We start from the raw sequence: 21821 nt of genomic DNA on the forward strand, positions 1-21821 counted from the left end.
GGTGGCGGGGATCAAGATCCAGACGGTGTTCTGACCGTCGCGTTGCCTGCTCCGGTGTTGTGCCTGGGCCCGCCCGAGCGTTTCGGGCGGGCCGTTTTTTTCCGGCGACCGCTCTTCCCGGCTGCCTGTTACAAACCGACTACGCTTTTCCTGTGCCGATCATTTGGGGCTTGCGTGCGAAATGTAGTAAAACTACACGGATGCACGCCCGGGCTTTCCGGGAAGGGGAGAGGGTAGGACAATCGGACATGCTTGAGCATCCGCTGCAGCGTTTCTTTCATTCCATGCGGGCCAAGCGACCGTTCGACTGGGTACGCTTCCAACGTCGCGATCTGCTGTTGATCGACCATCCGCTGTGCCAGGCCGTATTCAGTCGGCAAGGAGCGCAGCTCCTGCATTTCCAGCCGCAGGGCGAACGCCCGTTGCTGTGGTGCGCCAGCGAATGGCCGGCCCTCAGCAGCGCGCCGGTGCGCGGCGGCATCCCGGTCTGCTGGCCGTGGTTCGGCAGCCATCCGAACGGCAGCGAATGGCCGCAGCAGGGCTGGGCGCGGCAACGCGAATGGCGCCTGCTGGATGCCTACGCCGACGAAAGCAAGGTGGTGGTGAGCTGGCAACTGGACCTGGAGGACTGGCACGTGCGCCTCGATGCGCGCCTTGGCCAGCGCCTGGAGCTGGAGCTGTGCAGCTACCATGAGGAAGACGACGATTGCCTGTTCAGCTTCGCCCTGCAGCCCTACTGGCGGGTCGGCGCGCTGAGCCGGGTGGTGGTGCACGGCATGGAGCTGGAGTCGGCTCGCGGCCAGCGCGGCGCTTCGCGGATTCCGGGAACCTGGATACCGCGCGGCGCGGTCAAGCAGGTGCTCTACCATCCCGGATCGCTGGTGCTGGAGGACGGCGGCTGGAACCGCCGCTTGCGGATCGACAAGAACGTCAGCGCCGGCAGCGTGATCTGGCACCCCGGCAGCCGCCCGGTGGAGCAGGTCGAGCCGGGCGAAGCGGAACGCTTCCTCTGTATCGGCGCCGCTGGCTACCGCCCGGGTGGGCTGATCCTGGCGCCCGGCGAACGCATGCGCCTGAGTCTCGCCGCCGGCCTGCAATAGGCGGGCGGTCAGTTGTCCTCGTCGAGGGGATAGCGGGTCGGCACCAGGCTTTCCTTGATCCGCCGCAGGTGCGGCTGGAAGTCCACGCCGCGGCGCAGGGTCACTCCGGTGGCCAGTACGTCGAGCACGGTGAGCTGGACGATCCGCGAAGTCATCGGCATGTAGATGTCGGTGTCTTCCGGCAACGGGATGTCCAGGCACAGGGTGCTGGCCCTGGCCAGCGGCGAGCCGGCGGCGGTCAGGCCGAGCACCGAGGCGCCGTTCTCCCGCGCCAGGTGCGCCACCTCCACCAGCTCGCGGGTGCGTCCGGTATAGGAAATCACCACGAACAGGTCGCCGGTATGCGCCACCGAGGCGATCATCCGTTGCATCAGCACGTCGGCCTGGGCGCTCACCGCCAGGTTGAAGCGGAAGAACTTGTGCTGCGCGTCGAGCGCTACCGAGGCCGAGGCGCCGAGACCGAAGAAGTGGATCTGCCGGGCCTGGATCAACAGGTCCACGGCGCGGTCGATGACGCGTGGGTCGAGCAGCTTGTGGGCGCTGTCGAGGGAGGCGATGGTGTTGCTGAAGATCTTCCGTGTATAGGCTTCCGGCCCGTCGTCCTCGGCTACCGCCTGGGTCACGAAGGCAGCGCCGCTGGCCAGGCTCTGGGCCAGCTGGATCTTCAGTTCCGGATAGCCGCTCATGCCGAAGGAGCGACAGAAGCGGTTCACCGTCGGTTCGCTGACCGCTGCCGCCTGGGCCAGGGCGGCGATGCTGAAGCGGGTGGCCTGCTGCGGGTTCTGCAGGATGACCTCGGCGACTTTGCGCTCCGCCTTGTTCAGTTCGTCCAGGCGGCTCTGGATCTGCTCCAGCAGGTTTTTCATCCGGGTTCCTCGTGTTCTGTCGGCCCGGCGGGGAAGGGCCGGCGGCGGCGCCTATCCTAACGTCAGGCCGGCATGCGACCAACAGCGTGGCGGGCTGGGAAAAATATGTTGTTTAATTACTACATATTTGTCTTAATTGCGCAGTGGATGGCTCAATATCACTCAATATTTGGTTGGTAACAACAAATGCCTGATGTCCGCGTTCTGCCTTGCACGTTAGCGCTGTTCGGTGCGCTGGGCGATCTCGCCTTGCGCAAGCTGTTCCCGGCGCTCTACCAACTCGATCGCGAGAACCTGCTGCACCGCGATACCCGCGTCCTGGCCCTGGCCCGTGACGAAGGCGCTCCCGCCGAACACCTGGCGACGCTGGAGCAGCGCCTGCGCCTGGCGGTGCCGGCGAAGGAGTGGGACGACGCGGTCTGGCAGCGTTTCCGCGAACGCCTCGACTACCTGAGCATGGACTTCCTCGACCCGCAGGCCTATGTCGGCTTGCGCGAGGCGGTGGACGACGAACTGCCGCTGGTCGCCTACTTCGCCACGCCGGCCTCGGTGTTCGGCGGCATCTGCGAGAACCTCGCCGCCGCCGGTCTCGCCGAGCGCACCCGGGTGGTGCTGGAGAAGCCCATCGGTCATGACCTGGAGTCGTCCCGCGAGGTCAACGAGGCAGTCGCCCGGTTCTTCCCGGAAAGCCGCATCTACCGGATCGACCATTACCTGGGCAAGGAGACGGTGCAGAACCTGATCGCCCTGCGCTTCGCCAACAGCCTCTTCGAGACCCAGTGGAACCAGAACCACATCTCCCACGTGGAGATCACCGTGGCCGAGAAGGTCGGCATCGAAGGCCGCTGGGGCTACTTCGACCAGGCCGGGCAACTGCGCGACATGGTGCAGAACCACCTGCTGCAACTGCTCTGCCTGATCGCCATGGATCCGCCCAGCGACCTTTCGGCGGACAGCATTCGCGACGAGAAGGTCAAGGTGCTCCGCGCCCTCGAGCCGATTCCCGCCGAACAACTGGCTTCGCGCGTGGTGCGTGGGCAGTACACCGCCGGTTTCAGCGACGGCAAGGCAGTGCCGGGCTACCTGGAGGAGGAACATGCGAATCGCGACAGCGACGCGGAAACCTTCGTCGCCCTGCGCGTGGATATCCGCAACTGGCGCTGGTCGGGCGTGCCGTTCTACCTGCGCACCGGCAAGCGCATGCCGCAGAAGCTGTCGCAGATCGTCATCCACTTCAAGGAGCCGCCGCACTACATCTTCGCTCCCGAGCAGCGTTCGCTGATCAGCAACCGGCTGATCATCCGCCTGCAGCCGGACGAAGGTATCTCCCTGCAAGTGATGACCAAGGACCAGGGCCTGGGCAAGGGCATGCAATTGCGTACCGGCCCGCTGCAACTGAGTTTTTCCGAGACCTACCACGCGGCGCGGATTCCCGATGCCTACGAGCGTCTGCTGCTGGAGGTCACCCAGGGCAACCAGTACCTGTTCGTGCGCAAGGACGAGGTGGAGTTCGCCTGGAAGTGGTGCGACCAGCTGATCGCTGGCTGGGAACGCCTGAGCGAAGCGCCCAAGCCGTATCCGGCGGGGAGTTGGGGGCCGGTGGCCTCGGTGGCCCTGGTGGCCCGCGATGGGAGGAGTTGGTATGGCGATTTCTGAGTTGAAGCTGCCGGCCGGCGTCGGCCTGCAGGTCTGGGGCAGCGCCGCCGAGCAGGCCCGCGGCCTGGCCGCCGAAGTCGCCGGCCGGTTGCGCTCGGCGCTGGCCGAGCAGGGCCAGGCGCTGCTGGTGGTGTCCGGTGGGCGCAGTCCGGTGGCCTTCCTCGAAGCCTTGAGCGAGGAGCCGCTGGACTGGTCGCGGATCACCCTCAGCCTGGCCGACGAGCGCTGGGTGCCGGAGTCCCATGCCGATAGCAACGCCGGCCTGGTTCGCCGCCACCTGCTCCGTGGCGAGGCGGCGAAGGCGCGCTTCATCGGCCTCTACCAGCCGGCGGCGAGCCTGGAGGAAGCGGCCGAGCTGGCCGACCACCACCTGCACGAGCTGCCGTTGCCGATCGACGTGCTGGTCCTCGGCATGGGCGACGACGGCCATACCGCCTCGCTGTTCCCGAACAGCCCTGGCCTGGACCTGGCGATGGATCCCCAGGGCACGCGCCGTTGCCTGCCGATGTGGGCGCCGAGCGTGCCGCACCAGCGCCTGACCCTGCCGCGCGCCGTGCTGGCGGCGGCGAAGGTGCAGCTGCTGGCGATCCAGGGCCAGTCCAAGCTGGCCACCCTGAACACCGCGCTGGCGGTCGAGGACGAACGGCGGATGCCGGTTCGCGCCTTCCTCCGCGCGCCGCTGACGATCCATTGGTACCCCTGAGTGGCGGAGCTGTAGCCATGCACAACCTTGAACAGAAGACCGCCCGCATCGACACGCTGTGCCGGGAGGCGCGCATCCTCCCGGTGATCACCATCGACCGCGAGGCGGACATCCTGCCGATGGCCGATGCCCTCGCCGCCGGCGGCCTGACCGCCCTGGAGATCACCCTGCGCACGGCGCACGGGCTGACCGCCATCCGTCGCCTCAGCGAGGAGCGCCCGCACCTGCGCATCGGCGCCGGCACCGTGCTCGACCCGCAGACCTTCGCTGCTGCGGAAAAGGCCGGGGCGAGCTTCGTGGTCACCCCGGGTTGCACCGACGAGTTGCTGAGCTTCGCCCTGGACAGCGAAGTCCCGCTGTTGCCCGGCGTGGCCAGCGCTTCCGAGATCATGCTCGCCTATCGCCACGGCTACCGCCGCTTCAAGCTGTTCCCCGCCGAGGTCAGCGGCGGCCCGGCGGCGCTGAAGGCGTTCTCGGGGCCATTCCCCGATATCCGCTTCTGCCCCACCGGAGGCGTCAGTCTGAACAATCTCGCCGACTACCTGGCGGTACCCAACGTGATGTGCGTCGGCGGCACCTGGATGCTACCCAAGGCCGTGGTCGACCGCGGCGACTGGGCCCAGGTCGAGCGCCTCAGCCGCGAAGCCCTGGAGCGCTTCGCCGAGCACCGCAGACACTGAGACTGCCCGCCTGGGCATGCCCGGCTTCGGCCGGGTTTTTTTATGCCGTCCGGATTATCCGGGGCATGGAACGGCTAACGTCATCCGCGTTATTCGCCGATGCGCCGGCGTTCCCGCAGATAGTCGCCGAGCCGGCTCTGCAGGTAGGGTACGGCCATGGCATGCGCGAGGTAGGCGTCCACCTCCATCAATCGCCAGTATTGTCCTTCGTCGCCGAAGCGGATGGCCTCGAATTCGCGGTCCTCCAGGCGCGCCACCAGGAAGTAGGCGAAGGGCGCGCTGCCGCTGGTGCTCGGATACTGTCGCTGCCATTCGATACGAGGTTCTTCCAGGCGGATGGAGAACTCTTCCTCGAGTTCGCGCAGGGCGCATTCGGCAGGCGTCTCCAGGCCCTCGCGGCCGCCGCCGGGAAAGTCCCAGTAGCCGGGGAAGGGAATGCCGGGTTTTTCGTCGCGTTTGTAGACGACCAGGTGGTCGCCATAGAACAGCGCCAGCTTGGCGCCGCTGAAGGGAGGGACATCGTGCACCGGGGCCTCCGGGTGGCGGGGTGGGTGAACCCGGCCTAGTCTAGCGGGATTGTCCGGGTTTCCGCCCGGGGACGGTGCTTTGTCCTGACGAAGCGCGTATGATGCGCGCCCTTCGATTCGTTGCCAGCCACACCGGGAGGTGCCCAGATGAACGATACCCCAGAGAATCCCCACGTACCGGTCGGGGAAAAATTGCAGAAAGTCCTCGCCCGTCTCGGCGTCGGTTCCCGGCGCGACGTAGAAGTGTGGATCGCCGAAGGCCGGGTCAACGTCAATGGCAGCGTGGCCAGCCTCGGCCAGCGGGTCGACAGCCACGATGCGATCACCGTCGATGGCCACCTGATCCGCCGCGAAGAGGCCGCCGAGAGTGTCCGTCGCGTGCTGATCTACAACAAGCCGGAAGGCGAGGTCTGCACCCGCGACGATCCGGAAGGCCGCCCGACCATCTTCGACCGCCTGCCGCGCCTGCGCACCGGTCGCTGGATCAATGTCGGTCGCCTGGACATCAATACCACCGGCCTGCTGCTGTTCACCACCGATGGCGAACTGGCCAACCGCCTGATGCATCCTTCCTATGAGATGGACCGTGAATACGCGGTACGGGTGCGCGGCGAGGTCACCGAAGAGATGATCGAGCGCCTGCTCAACGGCGTGATGCTCGAGGACGGCCCGGCCAAGTTCAGCGATATCCAGCAGGCGCCGGGCGGCGAAGGCTTCAACCACTGGTACCACTGCGTAGTGATGGAGGGCCGCAACCGCGAGGTGCGCCGGTTGTGGGAATCCCAGGGATTGGTGGTCAGCCGCCTGAAGCGAGTGCGTTTCGGCCCGGTGTTCCTGACCTCCGAGCTGACCATGGGCCGCTACCGCGAAATGGACCAGCGCGAAATCGACATCCTCAGCGAGGAAGTCGGCCTCAAGCCGGTGGCGCTGCCGGGCATGACCACCAAGGCGCGCGAGAAGGCCGAACGCCAGCAGCGCAAGCAGGCCCGTCCGCTGGCGCGCAGCGAGCGTCCGGAAGCCGGGCGCAAGCGTGCGCCAAGGCGCGAGGACGGCGAGAATGCCGCTCGTCGCGCGCCGGCTTCGCGTCCCGCGCGCGGTCCGCAGCCGAGCGCCGAGCGCAAGGGGCGCGAGCAGGGCACTCCGGTTGCCGAGCGGCCCCGCGAGAGCAACCGCAAGCCGCGCCCGAGCAAGCCGCGCGACGAGCGTCCGGCCAGCGCGCCGGGCGACAAGCCGGCGGCCCGCAAGCCGCAGGTCAAGCGGCGGCCGAAACCGGCCGGCGACGGTATGCGTCCGGGCTTCCGCCGCTGAGCGGAAAGCGCCCTGGAAAGGCCCCTTCGGGGGCCTTTTTCATGCCTGGGAATCGGTGTCTAATGATCGCTCGCACACAAGGAGGTGGTGAAATGCACAGGATCCTGGCTATCGCGCTCTGCATGCTATGGAGCGTCGCCGGGCTGGCCGAGGATGCGGCGATGCCGGCGCAGAGCTGTGCAAGCCTTGACGAGGCGACGGCCGGCCCCGAGGTCAACTTCCGTCCGCCCCTGGAGGGCGAGGTGATCGACAAGGGGCGCGCCTATTTCCACAGCGCGCCGCGTGCCGACTGTGTCACCGGGGTCTTCGTGACTCCCGGCGACTTCATCACTGTCTACAAGCCGAGCGGCGAGTGGCTGAACGTCATGTACGTGGCTCGAGACGGCAAGGAAACCAGCGGCTGGCTGCTGGAGAAGCGCGTCCGCTTGCGCCAGGCCTATGGCGCCCCGGACGAGCCGGCGCAGCCATAAGCGGCAGGACCTTGGCGGAAACCGTGACTGCGCCGGTGAGAGCCGTCGCTACTGCCGTCGCCCGATGCGCCTGCTCCGCGCTTCGGGGGCGAGTCGGTAAGCCTCAGGCGCAGCGCAGGCGGTTGCGGCCGTCGCGCTTGGCTTCGTAGAGCGCCTCGTCGACCCGTCGCAGCAGGTCGTCGCTGCCTTCGCCGGGCCGCAGGTCGGCGCAACCGAGGCTGATCGACAGCTTCAGCGGTTCGCCGGCGTGCCGGTAGTCCAGTTCCTCCACCGCCTGGCGCAGGCGTTCGCCGACCATGCAGGCAGCCTGCAGCGGCGTGCTGGACAGCAGGACGAGGAATTCCTCGCCGCCGAAACGGAACACCATGTCGACATTGCGCAGGTGGTCCTTGATGGTTTCCGCCACGGCCTTGAGGGCTTCGTCGCCGACGGTGTGACCGTAGTGGTCGTTGACCCGCTTGAAGTGGTCGATATCGAGCATCAGCACCGAGAGCGGTTGCAGGTTGCGCCGGGCCAGTTCCAGTTCGCGGCCGAGCGCCTGGTCCATGGCGATGCGGTTGCCGGTGCCGGTCAGGGCGTCGCGCAGGGCGGTCTGGATCGCGGCGCGATAGAGCAGGGCGTTGCGCAGCGGGAACAGCAGGGTGCCGAGCAGGCTCTCCAGTTGCCGTTGTTCGTCTTCGCCGAGGCGCTGGCGGCGACGGAAGATCAGTTCGCCGAGGTAGTCGCTGTCATGGCTCAGGCGATAGCTCACCGAATGCTTGGCGCTGCTGCCGAACTCCAGGCGCAGGTCGGAGCCCGGATGGCGGTAGCCAAGGGCGTCCAGCGGGATCAGTTGGCGGACTTCCTCGAAGAACAGGCCGAGAATCCGCTCCGCCTCCAGGCTGCTCTGCAACTGTAGGGTCAGTTGCTGGCGCAACTCCGTCAGGTTGCTGGCGCGCGGCCCGCTGGCGTTGCCGCCGGGCTGGGGGCCGCGCTTCTGCTTGGCGGCGTCGAAATCGATGGTATTGGACTGCTTGGGAGGAGCCATGCGCGGAACCTCTGGCGCGAAAGACGGCGACAGTAGGGCTAAGGCGAGTTTCGTGCCAGCCAACTGAAGAACGGAGAAATCAGAGGCACAGACAGGTTTTCCTAGGAATGGTTTCCACATTCTGTAGGAATTTCGGAGAGATTTCGACGGAATAATGGCGTTTTGCTGGCGAGTGGCCGAGGCGCTCGTCGGAAAGCTGGCGCTCCGCTAGCGGAGCGCCGCCATGGTTCAACTGAAGGCGTTGATGAACCAGGTGATCGCCGGGATGGCGACGAGATCGATCAGTACCGCGCCGCACAGGGGCACGATGATGAAGGCCTTGTGCGAGAACACCCGATAGTGCTCGCAGACCGCGCCCATGTTGGCCACCGCGTTGGGCGTGGCGCCCAGGCCGTGGCCGAGGAAGCCGGCGCAGAGCACCGCGGCGTCGTAGTTGCGGCCGAGCAGGCGGAACAGCACGAAGATCGTCAGCAGCAACAGCACCGCGACCTGGATGAACAGTACGCCGAGCAGCGGCAGGCCGAGGTTCTCCAGCTCCCAGAACTTCAGGCTCATCATCGCCATGGTCAGGAAGATGCCCAGGCAGACGTCGCCCAGGGTACCGACGGCGTGGTCCGGAATGCGCAGCCAGCCGAGCCGGTCGTCGAGGTTGCGCAGGACGATGGCGATGAACATCGCCCCGACATAACTGGGCAGCACCAGGCCCAGGCGTTCCTGGAGCGCGTCGCCGAGCCAGAAGCCGAGCACCATCACCAGCAGCACGCAGGTCAGCAGGCGCAGCAGGAGATTGCCGTCCAGCGTGGCCGCCGCATGCTGGCGTCGCTCCTGCTGCCCGAGGGCTTCCAGCCGATTGTCGCTTTCCGCCTGCACCGGCAGGCGGTTGCGTTCGATCAGCCAGCGCGCCACCGGGCTGCCGAGCAGCCCGCCAGCGACCATGCCGAAGGTGGCCGAGGCCAGCGCCACGGTGATCGCGCCCTGGGCGCCGAGCCCTTCCGCAACCGGGCCGAAGGCCGCCGCCGCGCCGAAACCGCCTTCCAGCGACACCGCGCCGGCCATGATCCCGAGCAGCGGGTCGAGGCCGAGCAGCCCGGCGCTGCCGACGCCGATCAGGTTCTGCAGTATCGCCAGCGCCCAGCAGGCCGACAGGTAGACCAGCAGGGTCTTGCCGCCCTTGCGCAGCAGGCCGAGGCTGCCACCGAGGCCGACGGTGGTGAAGAACGCCACCATCAGGGGCGTCTGCAGGCTGGTGTCGAGGCCGATGTCGAGCCAGCCGCGATCCCTGAGCAGCCAGACCAGGAAGGCGAAGCCGAAGCCGGCGATCACCGGCGACGGTACGCACAGACGTGTCAGCCAGCGGCTGCGCTTCTTCAATTGGCTGCCGAGGGCGAGCAGGAGCAGGGCGAGGGCGGTGGTGGACAGGGCGTCCAGGTGCAATGTCGGCATGGCGGGGCTCTATTGTTGTTGTGTGGGCGAAAGGGCGATCAGTTGACCAGGCTGTCGACCAGGCGCGCGGCGATCCGGGCGGTGCGCTGGTCGCTATCGAGTTGCGGGTTGAGTTCGGCGATGTCGGCCAGGCGCAGCTTGCCGCTGGCCTTGGCGCGGCGGACCAGGTGCTCCACCACCGGCATCTCCACGCCGTGCGCCGAGGGCGCGCTGACGCCGGGCGCCTGGGCGGCCGGGAGCACGTCGAGGCAAGCGGTCAGGTAGAGGTGGTCGACGGATTGCAGGAAGCTGTCGAGGAAGGCTTCGCTGCGTTCCAGGTTCCATGGCTGCAACTGACGGTCCAGCAGGTAGCGCACACCCAGGCGCTGGGCCTGGTCGAACAGCGCCGCGGTGTTGCTCAGGCGGCTGATGCCCAGGCAGCAGTAGGCGAACGGCCAGTCGCTGGCCTGGCAGAGTTCGGCGATCTGGCGGAACGGCGTGCCGGAGCTGGCCCGTTCGGCGTGGCGCAGGTCGAAATGCGCGTCGAAATTGAGGATACCGATGCGCGGCAGGCGCTCATGCCGACTCAAGTGGCGGGCGAGGCCGGCGAAGCTGGCGTAGGCGATTTCGTGGCCGCCGCCCAGTCCGACCACCCGGTGGCCGCGCGCGAGCAGGTCGGCGACGCGTTGCGCGTAGCGTTCCTGGGCGGCTTCCAGATCGTCGCCGGCGACGATGTCGCCGGCATCGTAGATCGCTTGCTCGCCGTGCCAGGCCAGGTTGGCCAGCGCGCGACGCAAGGCTGGCGGTCCGTGGCGCGCGCCCTGGCGACCCTGGTTGCGGCGCACGCCTTCGTCGCTGGCGAAACCGAGCAGCACGCTGGCCGCTTCGGCGTCGTCTGCGTAGGGGCGCATCCATTGGTGCCAGCGCCGCGCGTCGGCGCCTTCCTGGCTATCGATCCGGCCTTGCCAGAGGCTCATGTCGGGGGCGGGGTACATCGAAACTCCTGTTGGTCAGTCCAGCCGCGCGGAAAGTCGCGCGGCGGCGTCGAGGGTCCATTGCCGCAAGCGTTCGCTGCGCGACTGGGCGCGCAAGGCGGGGGCCATCAGGCTGAGGGCGCCGTGCAGGCGCTGGCGGCTGTCCAGCAGCGGTACGCTGATGCCCCAGACGCCTTCGTCGATCTCGCCCTGGCTGACGGCGTAGCCCTGTTCGCGGATCAGCCGGAGTTCCTGCTCCAGCTTGTCGATACGCTCGGCGGAGAGTTCCTGGGCGAGGTACAGCTCCTCGCGCCGTTCGTCCTCCAGGTGCGCCAGCAGGGCTTTGGCCGAGGCGCCATGCAACAGCGGCTGCGCCAGCCCTTTCTGGTAGCAGCAGCGCAGCGGCTGCGGACTGTCGAACAGTTCCAGGCAGATCGCCTGCTGGTTGCTGGCCACCATCAGCGCCACGCTCTCCTGGCTCAGGTCGGCCAGGCGCTTGAGTTCCGGTTTGGCGAGACCGATCAGCGAGGCCTCGCGATCGAATTTCTTCGCCAGTTGCAGGCAGGCCGGGCCGGGCAGGTAGCGGCCCTGGCCGGCCTGTTCTTCGGCCAGGCCCCAGCGCAACAGGGTCTTCAGGTGCCGGTAGGTGCTGCTCAGCGGCTGCTCCAGGGTCAGCGACAGCTCCTTGGCAGACAGGGCTTCGGGCGCCTGGCCAAGGGCAATGAGGATCTGCAGCAGGCGATCGGTGGGGGAATGCTTCGACATGGGAACTCCTTGACCCACAGGGTGAAGGCGATTTCCCGGAAAATGAAACCACTTTCCCACTCAGTGGGAAAAATATGCAAAAAGAATGGGAAGTTCCGGACGGGAAGAGGGAAGGGAAGGACAGGGCAGCCTCGCCGGGCGGCGAGGCTGCCGGGGAATCACTGGGCGTCGAAGGCCTGGCCGTTGACGCCGGCGCTGTCCGGCCCCATGAGGTACAGGTAGACCGGCATGATCTCCTCGCCGGTGGGGTTGTTCAGCGGGTTTTCCCCAGGGTAGGCGAGGGCGCGCATGCTGGTGCGGGTGGCGCCGGGGTTGACGCTGTTGGCGCGGATCGCGCTGGTACCGTCGAGTTCGTCGGCAAGGGTCTGCATCAGGCCCTCGGTGGCGAACTTCGATACCGAATAGGCGCCCCAGTAGGCGCGGCCCTTCCGGCCCACGCTGCTCGAGGTGAAGATGATCGAGGCGTCGCTGGAGAGCTTCATCAGCGGCAGCATGGCGGTGGTCAGCATGAACATGGCATTGACGTTCACCTGCATCACGCGCATGAAGTTCTCCCCGGAAATCTGTTGCATCGGCGAGCGCGGACCGAGGATCGAAGCGTTGTGCAGCAGGCCGTCGATGCGGCCGAACTCGTTCTCCAGGGTTGCCGCCAGTTCCTCGAACTGGTGCGGCTGGGCGGTCTCCAGGTTGAACGGGATCACGGCGGCCTGCGGATGGCCGGCGGCCTCGATGGCGTCGTAGACCTCGTTCAGGTACTCCTCGGTCTTGCCCAGCAGCAGCACGGTGGCGCCGTGGGCGGCGAAGGTCTTGGCGGCGGCGGCGCCGATGCCGCGGCCGGCGCCGGTGACCAGGATCACGCGGTCTTTCAGCAGGTCGGGGCGGGCGGAGTACTGGAACATGTCGAATCCTTTGAATGCATGACCCGCCTGGCGGCGGTCGTTGTCTGTCGGCGGCGCTGCGGATCAGCAGTCGCAGAGCGCGCGGTCGAGAACGTCGATGAGTTCGCGCGGGTGGTCGACGATCACGTCGGCGCCCCAGTGCGCGGGGTTGTCTTCGGGGTGGATGTAGCCGTAGCGCACCGCCGCGGTCTTGGTCCCGGCGTCGCGGCCGGATTCGATGTCGCGCAGGTCGTCGCCGATGAACAGCACCCTCGACGGATCGATGCCGAGCTGGCTACAGGCCAGTAGCAGCGGCTCGGGATCGGGCTTGCTGCGGGTCACGTGGTCCGGGCAGACCAGCACCCTGGAACGCTCGGCGTAGCCCAGGCGCTGCATGATCGGTTCGGCGAAGCGCACCGGCTTGTTGGTCACCACGCCCCAGATCAACCCGGCTTTCTCGATCGCCGCGAGCAGTTCGGGGATGCCGTCGTAGGGCCGGCTGAGAACCGCGCAATGCTCCTGGTAGCGGTCGAGGAACTCCTGGCGCAGGGGTTCCAGTTCCGGGCTGTCCAGCGACAGGCCGAAGGCCGCGGCAACCATCGCGCGCGCGCCGCCGGAGACCACGTCGCGCACCCGTTGCTCGTCCACCGGCGGCAGGCCGTGGGCGGCACGCATGGCCTGGGTGATGGCGATGAAGTCCGGCGCCGTGTCGAGCAAGGTGCCATCCATGTCGAACAGTACCGCTTTGAGCCGCATGCGCTTCACGCCTCCCGCTGGGTCTGGACCATGTAGTTGACGTCGACGTCGTTGGCCAGCTTGTAGTGCTTGGTCAGCGGGTTGTAGGTCAGGCCGATGATGTCCTTGACCTCGAGACCGGCCTCGCGCGACCAGGCGCCGAGTTCCGACGGACGGATGAACTTGCGGAAATCGTGGGTCCCGCGCGGCAGCAACTGGAGGATGTACTCCGCGCCGATCACCGCGAACAGGTAGGCCTTGGGATTGCGGTTGATGGTCGAGAGGAAAACCTGTCCGCCCGGCTTGACCAGGCGGTGGCAGGCGCGGATCACCGAGGCCGGGTCCGGCACGTGTTCGAGCATCTCCAGGCAGGTGACCACGTCGAATTGCCCGGGCATTTCCTCGGCCATCTGCTCGGCGGTGATCTGCCGGTAGTCGACGGCGACGCCGGATTCCAGCTGGTGCAGGCGCGCCACCGCGAGCGGCGCTTCGCCCATGTCGATGCCGGTGACGTTGGCGCCGCGCTGGGCCATGGCTTCGCTGAGGATGCCGCCGCCGCAACCGATGTCGAGCACCTTCTTGCCGGCCAGGCCGGCGCGCTCGTCGATCCAGTTGACGCGCAGCGGGTTGATGTCGTGGAGCGGCTTGAACTCGCTCTCGCGGTCCCACCAGCGATGGGCCAGTGCCTCGAATTTGGCGATCTCGGCGTGGTCGACGTTGCTCATAATCGTTCCCGTTGAAGAGTGAAGCCTTTGGGGGAAGGGCCGCCGCGGCGGAATCCAATCCTTCATGTTGCCAGCTTTGGCGGAGGGATGGGGCCGGCGGCGGTTCGCCTTCCTATGTCAGTTTGTCGCAGCGGGCCGGCCCGCCGCGGTTCAGGACCTGTCGCTGGCGGCGATCTTCGCCCCCCATTCGCGGGCCCTGGCGATCAGGCGCTGTTCGTCGTGACGGAGCAGGCGGCCGTCGTCGAGGAGTTGCCTGCCGCCGACCCAGACGTGCCGCACGCAGTCGCGGCCGCTGGCATAGATAAGTTGCGAAACCGGGTCGTAGACCGGTTGCTGGGCCAGGCCGGACAGATCGAAGGCCACCAGGTCGGCGGCCTTGCCGGCTTCCAGGGAGCCGATCAGGCGCTCCAGGCCAAGCGCGCGGGCGCCGTTCAGGGTGGCCATGCGCAGCGCGCGGTGGGCGTCGAGGGCGGTGGCCTGGCCGTACACGGCCTTGGCCAGCAGCGCCGCGGTGCGGGTCTCGCCGAGCAGGTCGAGATCGTTGTTGCTCGCCGCGCCGTCGGTGCCGATGGCCACGTTGACCCCGGCCTGCCAGAGCTCTTCCACCGGGCAGAAGCCGCTGGCCAGCTTGAGGTTGGATTCCGGGCAGTGGATCACCGAACTGTTGGTTTCCACCAGCATCGCCAGGTCGTCGTCGTCTACCTGGGTCATGTGCACCGCCTGGAAGCGCGGGCCGAGCAGGCCGAGGCGGTGCAGGCGGGCCAACGGGCGCTCGCCGTTGCGCTCCATGGCCTGCTCCACCTCGAAGGCGGTCTCGTGGACGTGCATCTGGATGCTGGCGTCGAGTTCCTCGGTGAGCACCAGGATCTGCTCCAGCTTGTCGTCGCTCACCGTATAAGGGGCGTGCGGGCCGAAGGCGATGCGGATGCGCGGGTGGTGCTTGAGGTCGTCGAACAGTGCCATGCCCTGGCGGATCGCCTCGGCGCTGTCGCGGGCGCCGGGGATCGGGAAGTCCAGCACCGGGATCGCCACCTGGGCGCGTACCCCGCTGTCATGGACCACGCCGCAGATGGCCTGTGGATAGAAGTACATGTCGGAGAAACAGGTGATGCCGCCCTTTACCTGTTCGGCGATGGCCAGCTCCGTGCCGTCGCGGATGAAGTCCTCGCTGACCCATTGGCCTTCGGCCGGCCAGATGTGGTCCTGCAGCCAGGTCATCAGCGGCAGGTCGTCGGCGAGACCGCGGAACAGACTCATTGCCGAATGGCCGTGGGCGTTGACCAGGCCGGGGGCGAGCAGCATGCCGGGCAATTCGCGGATTTCCGTGGCGCCATGGCGCATGGCCTGCTCGCGCGGCGCGACCAGGGCGATCTGGCCGTCGCGGATGCCCAGCGCGTGATCGCGCAGCACCACCCCGGCGGGCTCCACGGGGACGATCCAGGTCGGCAGCAGGAGGAGGTCGAAGGGGTTACGGACGTTGGGCATGGCGGCGCATCCTGGGCGCAGAGCGGGAAGCCGGAAGTATACCCGAGCGTCCGCGGCTGGGGCTCGTTATAATCCGCAGCTTTTCCGTGATTCAGCGAGAGGTGTGTGCATGCGAGAGCGACTGCTGGCGGCCGAGCGGGTCAAGGCGATCGAGTGGCGGGACGGTACGCTGCGGTTGCTGGATCAGCGCCTGCTGCCCCAGGAGGAGGTCTGGCTCGAACATGAGTCGGCGGCCGAGGTGGCCAAGGCCATTCGCGATATGGTCGTGCGCGGCGCGCCGGCCATCGGCATCAGCGCCGCCTACGGCATCGTCCTTGGCGCCCGCGCGCGCCTGGCGCAGGGCGGCGACTGGCGCGCCGCGCTGGAGGAGGACTTCCGCCTGCTGGCCGACTCGCGACCCACGGCGGTCAACCTGTTCTGGGCGCTGAACCGCATGCGCGACCGTCTGGAGCGAATGAAAGAGGGCGACCAGCCGCTGGCGGTGCTGGAAGCCGAGGCGATCTCCATCCATGAAAGCGACCGCGAGGCCAACCTGACCATGGCCCAGTTGGGTATGGAGCTGATCCGCAAGCAGCAGGGCAGCCCGCAGAACATCCTCACCCACTGCAATACCGGCGCCCTGGCGACCGGCGGGTTCGGCACCGCGCTGGGGGTGATCCGCGCCGCGCACCTGGAAGGCCTGGTCAATCGCATCTACGCCGACGAAACCCGGCCCTGGCTCCAGGGCTCGCGGCTGACCGCCTGGGAACTGGCCAACGAAGGCATCCCGGTCAGCCTGAACGTGGATTCGGCCGCCGCGCACCTGATGAAGACCGAGAACATCACCTGGGTCATCGTCGGCGCCGACCGCATCACCGCCAATGGCGATGTCGCCAACAAGATCGGCACCTACCAGTTGGCAGTCAACGCCATGCACCACGGCGTGCGCTTCATGGTGGTGGCGCCGAGTTCGACCATCGACATGAACCTGGAGAGCGGCGAGGACATCCCGATCGAAGAGCGCGACGGTCGCGAGCTGCTGGAAATCGGCGGGCGACGGGTAGCGGCCGAGGTCGATGCCTACAATCCGGTATTCGACGTGACCCCGGCGGACCTTATCGATGCCATCGTGACCGAGCGTGGCGTCGTCGAGCGTCCCGACGCCGAGCGCATGGCCGCCCTGATGAGCCGCAAGCGCCTGCATTGAACGAGGCGACTGGAGGTCGTCCCCGCCAGGGCCTTTGCCTTGGGCTGGGGCGTGGGCTGTGGTAAGCTCCGACGGTTATTCGAGCGCCCCGCGGAGGGGCCTCGAGAGTGCGCGAATCCTTGACTCAAGTCGTTGATTTGTAGTGAGTTGGCGCTGCTCGGGCATGCGCCGACCTACTTCGTTTGCCTCAGGATCGAGGCGGCGAAGTTCCACCAGAAAAAGGAACCAGGCTTCTCATGGGCGAACTGGCCAAAGAAATTCTCCCGGTCAATATCGAAGACGAGCTGAAACAGTCCTATCTCGACTACGCGATGAGCGTGATCGTCGGGCGGGCCCTGCCGGATGCACGTGACGGCCTGAAGCCGGTGCACCGCCGTGTGCTTTATGCCATGAGCGAGCTGGGCAACGACTGGAACAAGCCCTACAAGAAATCCGCCCGTGTGGTCGGCGACGTGATCGGTAAGTACCACCCGCACGGCGACATCGCGGTCTACGACACCATCGTGCGCATGGCGCAGCCGTTCTCGCTGCGCTACATGCTGGTAGACGGCCAGGGCAACTTCGGTTCGGTGGACGGCGACAACGCCGCAGCCATGCGATACACCGAAGTGCGCATGGCCAAGCTGGCCCACGAACTGCTGGCGGACCTGGAAAAGGAAACCGTCGACTGGGTGCCCAACTACGATGGCACCGAGCAGATCCCGGCGGTCATGCCGACCAAGATTCCCAACCTGCTGGTCAACGGTTCCAGCGGTATCGCCGTGGGCATGGCGACCAACATCCCGCCGCACAACCTCGGCGAAGTGATCGACGGCTGCCTGGCGCTGATGGACAACCCCGACCTGACCGTCGATGAGCTGATGCAGTACATCCCCGGTCCGGACTTCCCCACCGCCGGCATCATCAACGGCCGCGCCGGGATCATCGAGGCCTACCGCACCGGTCGCGGGCGCATCTACATCCGCGCCCGCGCCGTCGTCGAGGAGATGGAGAAGGGCGGCGGTCGCGAGCAGATCATCATCACCGAGCTACCGTACCAATTGAACAAGGCGCGGTTGATCGAGAAGATCGCCGAGCTGGTGAAAGAGAAGAAGATCGAGGGTATTTCCGAGCTGCGCGACGAGTCCGACAAGGACGGCATGCGCGTGGTCATCGAGCTGCGTCGCGGCGAGGTGGGCGAGGTGGTCCTCAACAACCTCTACGCCCAGACCCAGCTGCAGAGTGTGTTCGGCATCAACGTGGTGGCCCTGGTCGACGGCCAGCCGCGCACGCTGAACCTGAAGGACATGCTCGAAGTGTTCGTCCGCCACCGCCGCGAAGTGGTGACCCGGCGTACCGTCTACGAGCTGCGCAAGGCCCGCGAGCGCGGGCACATCCTGGAAGGCCAGGCGGTCGCCCTGTCGAACATCGATCCGGTGATCGAGCTGATCAAGAGTTCGCCGACCCCGGCCGAGGCCAAGGAACGCCTGATCGCCACTGCCTGGGAGTCCAGCGCGGTGGAAGCGATGGTCGAGCGTGCCGGCGCCGACGCCTGTCGTCCGGAAGACCTGGATCCGCAGTACGGCCTGCGCGACGGCAAGTACTACCTGTCGCCGGAACAGGCCCAGGCGATCCTCGAGCTGCGCCTGCATCGCCTGACCGGCCTGGAGCACGAGAAGCTGCTCTCCGAATACCAGGAAATCCTCAACCTGATCGGCGAGCTGATCCGCATCCTGACCAACCCGGCGCGCCTGATGGAGGTGATCCGTGAGGAGCTGGAAGCGGTCAAGGCCGAATTCGGCGATGCTCGCCGCACCGAGATCGTGGCTTCCCAGGTCGACCTGACCATCGCCGACCTGATCACCGAGGAAGACCGCGTGGTGACCATCTCCCACGGCGGCTACGCCAAGTCCCAGCCGCTGGCCGCCTACCAGGCGCAGCGTCGCGGCGGCAAAGGCAAGTCCGCCACCGGGATGAAGGACGAGGACTACATCGAACACCTGCTGGTGGCCAACAGCCATGCGACCCTCCTGCTGTTCTCCAGCAAGGGCAAGGTCTACTGGCTGCGTACCTTCGAGATTCCGGAAGCCTCGCGTACCGCGCGTGGCCGGCCGCTGGTGAACCTGCTGCCGCTGGATGAGGGCGAGCGGATCACCGCGATGTTGCAGATCGACCTGGAGGCGCTGCAGCAGAACGGTGGCGCCGATGACGACCTCGACGAAGCCGAAGGCGCGGTGCTCGAGGGCGAGGTGGTTGAGGCCGCCGAGGTCGAGGAAGTCGAGGGCGAGACCGCCGAGCTGGTGGCCGAGCCGACCGGCGCCTACATCTTCATGGCCACCGCCTTCGGTACCGTGAAGAAGACCCCGCTGGTGCAGTTCAGCCGTCCGCGCAGCAGCGGCCTGATCGCGCTCAAGCTGGAAGAGGGCGACACCCTGATCGCCGCCGCGATCACCGATGGCGCCAAGGAAGTCATGCTGTTCTCCAGCGCCGGCAAGGTGATCCGCTTCGCCGAGAGCGTGGTGCGCATCATGGGCCGCAACGCCCGCGGCGTACGTGGCATGCGCCTGGGCAAGGGGCAGCAGCTGATCTCCATGCTGATTCCGGAGTCCGGGGCGCAGATCCTCACCGCCTCCGAGCGCGGCTTCGGCAAGCGTACCCCGCTGAGCAAGTTCCCGCGTCGCGGCCGCGGCGGCCAGGGGGTGATCGCCATGGTCACCAACGAGCGCAACGGCGCGCTGATCGCCGCGGTACAGGTCCAGGAAGGCGAGGAGATCATGCTGATTTCCGACCAGGGCACCCTGGTGCGGACGCGTGTCGACGAAGTCTCCCTGTCCGGCCGCAATACCCAGGGCGTAACCCTGATCAAGCTCGCCAGCGACGAGGTACTGGTCGGTCTGGAGCGTGTCCAGGAGCCGTCGGGCGGAGATGACGAGGACCTGCCCGAGGGCGAGGAAGCTGCCGAATCTCTGGGCGAGTCGGCCGAGTCCGAGTCCGAGCCCGCGGCGGAAGCGGAAGGCAACGAAGAGTAAGGCTCGGGGCGGGCGCCTGCGCCCGCCCGGCCGATGACCTCGGCGGATAACTCACGGCTATCCGCCCTACCTATAGCGAGAGTGGATGTGAGCAAGCGAGCCTTCAATTTCTGCGCCGGTCCCGCGGCGCTTCCCGACGCAGTTCTGCAACGTGCCCAGGCCGAGCTTCTCGACTGGCGGGGCAAGGGCCTTTCGGTCATGGAAATGAGCCACCGTAGTGATGACTACGTGGCCATCGCCAGCAAGGCCGAGCAGGACCTGCGCGACCTGCTCGACATTCCCTCGGACTACAAGGTGCTGTTCCTGCAGGGCGGCGCCAGCCAGCAGTTCGCCGAGATTCCGCTGAACCTGCTGCCCGAAGATGGCGTCGCCGACTATATCGATACCGGTATCTGGTCGAAGAAGGCCATCGAGGAGGCTCGTCGCTATGGCACAGTGAATGTCGCGGCCAGCGCCAAGGAGTACGATTACTTCGCCATTCCGGGTCAGAACGAGTGGACGCTGACCAAGGACGCGGCCTATGTGCACTACGCCTCCAACGAGACCATCGGCGGCCTCGAGTTCGACTGGATTCCCGAGACCGGCGACGTGCCGCTGGTCACCGACATGTCCTCCGATATCCTCTCGCGCCCGCTCGACGTGTCCCGCTTCGGCCTGATCTATGCCGGGGCGCAGAAGAACATCGGCCCGTCCGGCCTGGTGGTGGTGATCGTTCGCGAAGACCTGCTCGGCCGCGCCCGCAGCGTCTGCCCGACCATGCTCAACTACAAGATCGCCGCGGACAACGGTTCCATGTACAACACCCCGGCGACCTACTCCTGGTACCTGTCCGGCCTGGTCTTCGAATGGCTGAAGGAGCAGGGCGGGGTGACCGCGATGGAGCAGCGCAACCGCGCCAAGAAGGACCTGCTGTACAAGACCATCGATGCCAGCGACTTTTACACCAACCCGATCCAGCCGAGCGCCCGCTCCTGGATGAACGTGCCGTTCCGCCTGGCCGACGAGCGTCTCGACAAGCCGTTCCTGGAAGGCGCCGAGGCGCGCGGGCTGCTCAACCTGAAAGGCCACCGCTCGGTCGGCGGCATGCGCGCTTCCATCTACAACGCCCTTGGCCTGGACGCGGTCGAGGCGCTGGTCGCATACATGGCGGAGTTCGAGAAGGAGCACGGCTGATGGCGGACCAGGACCAGCTCAAGGCCTTGCGCCTGCGCATCGACAGCCTCGACGAGAAGTTGCTCGAGCTGATCAGCGAGCGTGCCCGTTGCGCCCAGGACGTGGCGCGAGTGAAGACCCAAACCCTGGGCGAGGGCGAGGCGCCGGTGTTCTACCGTCCCGAGCGCGAAGCCTGGGTGCTCAAGCACATCATGCAATTGAACAAGGGGCCGCTGGACAACGAAGAGGTCGCGCGGCTGTTCCGCGAGATCATGTCGTCCTGCCTGGCGCTTGAGCAGCCGCTGAAAGTGGCCTATCTCGGACCCGAGGGCACCTTTACCCAGGCCGCGGCACTCAAGCATTTCGGCAACGCGGTGATCAGCACGCCGATGGCGGCGATCGACGAGGTGTTCCGCGAGGTCGCCGCCGGCGCGGTGAACTTCGGCGTGGTGCCTGTGGAAAACTCCACCGAGGGGGCGGTCAACCATACCCTCGACAGCTTCCTCGAGCACGACATGGTGATCTGCGGCGAAGTCGAGTTGCGTATCCACCATCACCTGCTGGTCGGCGAAACCACCAAGACCGACAACATCACCCGGATCTATTCCCATGCCCAATCCCTCGCGCAATGTCGCAAGTGGCTGGACTCGCACTACCCGAGCGTCGAGCGGGTGGCGGTGTCGAGCAACGCCGACGCGGCCAAGCGGGTGAAGAGCGAGTGGAATTCGGCGGCGATCGCCGGCGACATGGCGGCCAGCCTGTACGACCTGAGCAAGCTGCACGAGAAGATCGAGGACCGCCCGGACAACTCCACGCGCTTCCTGATCATCGGCAACCAGGAGGTTCCGCCGACCGGCGACGACAAGACCTCGATCATCGTTTCCATGCGCAACAAGCCGGGAGCCCTGCACGAGCTGCTGGTACCGTTCCACAACAACGGTATCGACCTGACCCGCATCGAAACCCGCCCGTCGCGCAGCGGCAAATGGACCTACGTGTTCTTCATCGATTTCGTCGGCCACCATAAAGAACCGCTGATCAAGGACGTCCTGGAGAAGATCGGCCAGGAAGCCGTCGCCCTGAAGGTCCTGGGCTCCTATCCGAAAGCGGTGCTCTGAGCGCGCTGTCATTCCGAAGAGACGGGTCATCGATGA

At 66.8% G+C, this 21821-nt stretch carries 20 protein-coding genes; 10 read left to right on the forward strand and 10 right to left on the reverse strand.

Annotated elements, in window-relative coordinates; genetic code table 11:
* Positions 1-248: 248 nt before the first annotated feature.
* A complete protein-coding gene (locus tag HMPREF2924_RS00005; protein WP_003112064.1) occupies positions 249-1100 on the forward strand; it encodes a D-hexose-6-phosphate mutarotase in 852 nt (283 codons plus the stop codon).
* Between the two features lie 8 nt (positions 1101-1108).
* On the opposite strand, the gene HMPREF2924_RS00010 is transcribed toward HMPREF2924_RS00005, so the two are convergent.
* Positions 1109-1966: a MurR/RpiR family transcriptional regulator gene (locus HMPREF2924_RS00010; protein ID WP_003091466.1), complete on the reverse strand. Its 858-nt coding sequence runs from the start codon at positions 1964-1966 to the stop codon at positions 1109-1111.
* 186 nt (positions 1967-2152) lie between these two features.
* Here HMPREF2924_RS00010 and zwf point away from each other — a divergent pair, with 186 nt between their 5' ends.
* Genes zwf through HMPREF2924_RS00025 form a run of 3 tightly spaced genes read left to right on the forward strand, consistent with a single transcriptional unit; the run spans position 2153 to position 5005 of the window.
* Positions 2153-3622 carry a glucose-6-phosphate dehydrogenase gene (gene zwf / locus HMPREF2924_RS00015; RefSeq protein WP_003091465.1) on the forward strand — a complete coding sequence of 490 codons (1470 nt, stop codon included), beginning with the start codon at positions 2153-2155 and terminating at the stop codon, positions 3620-3622.
* The gene (gene pgl, locus HMPREF2924_RS00020) at positions 3609-4325 is read left to right on the forward strand and encodes a 6-phosphogluconolactonase (RefSeq protein WP_003130495.1); all 717 of its coding nucleotides are present in this window, start codon (positions 3609-3611) and stop codon (positions 4323-4325) included. The genes zwf and pgl overlap by 14 nt, the downstream gene beginning before the upstream one ends.
* 17 nt (positions 4326-4342) lie before the next feature.
* Positions 4343-5005 (forward strand): bifunctional 4-hydroxy-2-oxoglutarate aldolase/2-dehydro-3-deoxy-phosphogluconate aldolase, encoded by a 663-nt coding sequence (locus HMPREF2924_RS00025; RefSeq protein ID WP_003130496.1) that lies wholly within the window; start codon positions 4343-4345, stop codon positions 5003-5005.
* Between the two features lie 89 nt (positions 5006-5094).
* Here the strand turns inward: HMPREF2924_RS00025 and HMPREF2924_RS00030 are convergent, their stop codons facing one another.
* Positions 5095-5532 carry an NUDIX hydrolase gene (locus HMPREF2924_RS00030; RefSeq protein WP_003107683.1) on the reverse strand — a complete coding sequence of 146 codons (438 nt, stop codon included), beginning with the start codon at positions 5530-5532 and terminating at the stop codon, positions 5095-5097.
* A 147-nt stretch (positions 5533-5679) separates the two neighbouring features.
* Here HMPREF2924_RS00030 and rluB point away from each other — a divergent pair, with 147 nt between their 5' ends.
* Entirely contained in the window at positions 5680-6840 is a 1161-nt protein-coding gene (rluB, locus tag HMPREF2924_RS00035; RefSeq protein ID WP_003113439.1) for a 23S rRNA pseudouridine(2605) synthase RluB, read from the forward strand.
* A 92-nt stretch (positions 6841-6932) separates the two neighbouring features.
* Positions 6933-7310 carry a hypothetical protein gene (locus tag HMPREF2924_RS00040; protein WP_003130501.1) on the forward strand — a complete coding sequence of 126 codons (378 nt, stop codon included), beginning with the start codon at positions 6933-6935 and terminating at the stop codon, positions 7308-7310.
* A 103-nt stretch (positions 7311-7413) separates the two neighbouring features.
* Here HMPREF2924_RS00040 and HMPREF2924_RS00045 read toward each other — a convergent pair whose 3' ends face one another.
* The 8 genes from HMPREF2924_RS00045 to HMPREF2924_RS00080 form a co-directional block, all read right to left on the reverse strand.
* Complete coding sequence (locus HMPREF2924_RS00045; RefSeq protein ID WP_003091460.1) at positions 7414-8337, reverse strand: GGDEF domain-containing protein; 924 nt, start codon at positions 8335-8337, stop codon at positions 7414-7416.
* 228 nt (positions 8338-8565) lie between these two features.
* The gene (gltS, locus tag HMPREF2924_RS00050; RefSeq protein ID WP_003130503.1) at positions 8566-9780 is read right to left on the reverse strand and encodes a sodium/glutamate symporter; all 1215 of its coding nucleotides are present in this window, start codon (positions 9778-9780) and stop codon (positions 8566-8568) included.
* 38 nt (positions 9781-9818) lie between these two features.
* Positions 9819-10754, reverse strand: a complete 936-nt coding sequence (hutG, locus tag HMPREF2924_RS00055; RefSeq protein WP_003130504.1) for a formimidoylglutamase — start codon at positions 10752-10754, stop codon at positions 9819-9821.
* Between the two features lie 15 nt (positions 10755-10769).
* A complete protein-coding gene (locus tag HMPREF2924_RS00060; RefSeq protein ID WP_003091454.1) occupies positions 10770-11498 on the reverse strand; it encodes an IclR family transcriptional regulator in 729 nt (242 codons plus the stop codon).
* Positions 11499-11656: 158 nt separating this feature from the next.
* Complete coding sequence (locus HMPREF2924_RS00065; RefSeq protein ID WP_003091453.1) at positions 11657-12397, reverse strand: YciK family oxidoreductase; 741 nt, start codon at positions 12395-12397, stop codon at positions 11657-11659.
* A 63-nt stretch (positions 12398-12460) separates the two neighbouring features.
* The gene (gene mupP / locus HMPREF2924_RS00070) at positions 12461-13141 is read right to left on the reverse strand and encodes an N-acetylmuramic acid 6-phosphate phosphatase MupP (protein WP_003119716.1); all 681 of its coding nucleotides are present in this window, start codon (positions 13139-13141) and stop codon (positions 12461-12463) included.
* On the reverse strand, positions 13138-13836 hold the full coding sequence (ubiG, locus tag HMPREF2924_RS00075) for a bifunctional 2-polyprenyl-6-hydroxyphenol methylase/3-demethylubiquinol 3-O-methyltransferase UbiG (RefSeq protein WP_003091451.1): 699 nt from the start codon (positions 13834-13836) through the stop codon (positions 13138-13140). The genes mupP and ubiG overlap by 4 nt, the downstream gene beginning before the upstream one ends.
* Before the next feature lie 150 nt (positions 13837-13986).
* The gene (locus HMPREF2924_RS00080) at positions 13987-15321 is read right to left on the reverse strand and encodes a TRZ/ATZ family hydrolase (RefSeq protein ID WP_003130507.1); all 1335 of its coding nucleotides are present in this window, start codon (positions 15319-15321) and stop codon (positions 13987-13989) included.
* A gap of 109 nt (positions 15322-15430) precedes the next feature.
* Between HMPREF2924_RS00080 and mtnA the strand changes: the two genes are divergently transcribed.
* The 4 genes from mtnA (at position 15431) to pheA (ending at position 21785) form a co-directional block, all read left to right on the forward strand.
* Entirely contained in the window at positions 15431-16507 is a 1077-nt protein-coding gene (gene mtnA / locus HMPREF2924_RS00085; RefSeq protein ID WP_003091449.1) for an S-methyl-5-thioribose-1-phosphate isomerase, read from the forward strand.
* A 236-nt stretch (positions 16508-16743) separates the two neighbouring features.
* Positions 16744-19515 carry a DNA gyrase subunit A gene (gene gyrA / locus HMPREF2924_RS00090; protein WP_012613862.1) on the forward strand — a complete coding sequence of 924 codons (2772 nt, stop codon included), beginning with the start codon at positions 16744-16746 and terminating at the stop codon, positions 19513-19515.
* Positions 19516-19602: 87 nt separating this feature from the next.
* Entirely contained in the window at positions 19603-20688 is a 1086-nt protein-coding gene (serC, locus tag HMPREF2924_RS00095; RefSeq protein WP_003111764.1) for a 3-phosphoserine/phosphohydroxythreonine transaminase, read from the forward strand.
* Positions 20688-21785: a prephenate dehydratase gene (gene pheA, locus HMPREF2924_RS00100; RefSeq protein WP_003091446.1), complete on the forward strand. Its 1098-nt coding sequence runs from the start codon at positions 20688-20690 to the stop codon at positions 21783-21785. The genes serC and pheA overlap by 1 nt, the downstream gene beginning before the upstream one ends.
* Positions 21786-21821: the final 36 nt, after the last annotated feature.

Source organism: Pseudomonas sp. HMSC063H08 (assembly GCF_001813645.1).
GTDB classification, from domain to species: Bacteria; Pseudomonadota; Gammaproteobacteria; order Pseudomonadales; family Pseudomonadaceae; genus Pseudomonas; species Pseudomonas aeruginosa.

Excerpts from the sequence above, each read along its gene's own strand:
- HMPREF2924_RS00005 (WP_003112064.1), top strand. The coding sequence starts at position 249 with ATGCTTGAGCATCCGCTGCAGCGTTTCTTTCATTCCATGCGGGCCAAG.
- HMPREF2924_RS00010 (WP_003091466.1), bottom strand. The coding sequence starts at position 1,966 with ATGAAAAACCTGCTGGAGCAGATCCAGAGCCGCCTGGACGAACTGAAC.
- zwf (WP_003091465.1), top strand. The coding sequence starts at position 2,153 with ATGCCTGATGTCCGCGTTCTGCCTTGCACGTTAGCGCTGTTCGGTGCG.
- pgl (WP_003130495.1), top strand. The coding sequence starts at position 3,609 with ATGGCGATTTCTGAGTTGAAGCTGCCGGCCGGCGTCGGCCTGCAGGTC.
- HMPREF2924_RS00025 (WP_003130496.1), top strand. The coding sequence starts at position 4,343 with ATGCACAACCTTGAACAGAAGACCGCCCGCATCGACACGCTGTGCCGG.
- rluB (WP_003113439.1), top strand. The coding sequence starts at position 5,680 with ATGAACGATACCCCAGAGAATCCCCACGTACCGGTCGGGGAAAAATTG.
- HMPREF2924_RS00040 (WP_003130501.1), top strand. The coding sequence starts at position 6,933 with ATGCACAGGATCCTGGCTATCGCGCTCTGCATGCTATGGAGCGTCGCC.
- HMPREF2924_RS00045 (WP_003091460.1), bottom strand. The coding sequence starts at position 8,337 with ATGGCTCCTCCCAAGCAGTCCAATACCATCGATTTCGACGCCGCCAAG.
- gltS (WP_003130503.1), bottom strand. The coding sequence starts at position 9,780 with ATGCCGACATTGCACCTGGACGCCCTGTCCACCACCGCCCTCGCCCTG.
- hutG (WP_003130504.1), bottom strand. The coding sequence starts at position 10,754 with ATGTACCCCGCCCCCGACATGAGCCTCTGGCAAGGCCGGATCGATAGC.
- HMPREF2924_RS00060 (WP_003091454.1), bottom strand. The coding sequence starts at position 11,498 with ATGTCGAAGCATTCCCCCACCGATCGCCTGCTGCAGATCCTCATTGCC.
- HMPREF2924_RS00065 (WP_003091453.1), bottom strand. The coding sequence starts at position 12,397 with ATGTTCCAGTACTCCGCCCGCCCCGACCTGCTGAAAGACCGCGTGATC.
- ubiG (WP_003091451.1), bottom strand. The coding sequence starts at position 13,836 with ATGAGCAACGTCGACCACGCCGAGATCGCCAAATTCGAGGCACTGGCC.
- HMPREF2924_RS00080 (WP_003130507.1), bottom strand. The coding sequence starts at position 15,321 with ATGCCCAACGTCCGTAACCCCTTCGACCTCCTCCTGCTGCCGACCTGG.
- mtnA (WP_003091449.1), top strand. The coding sequence starts at position 15,431 with ATGCGAGAGCGACTGCTGGCGGCCGAGCGGGTCAAGGCGATCGAGTGG.
- gyrA (WP_012613862.1), top strand. The coding sequence starts at position 16,744 with ATGGGCGAACTGGCCAAAGAAATTCTCCCGGTCAATATCGAAGACGAG.
- pheA (WP_003091446.1), top strand. The coding sequence starts at position 20,688 with ATGGCGGACCAGGACCAGCTCAAGGCCTTGCGCCTGCGCATCGACAGC.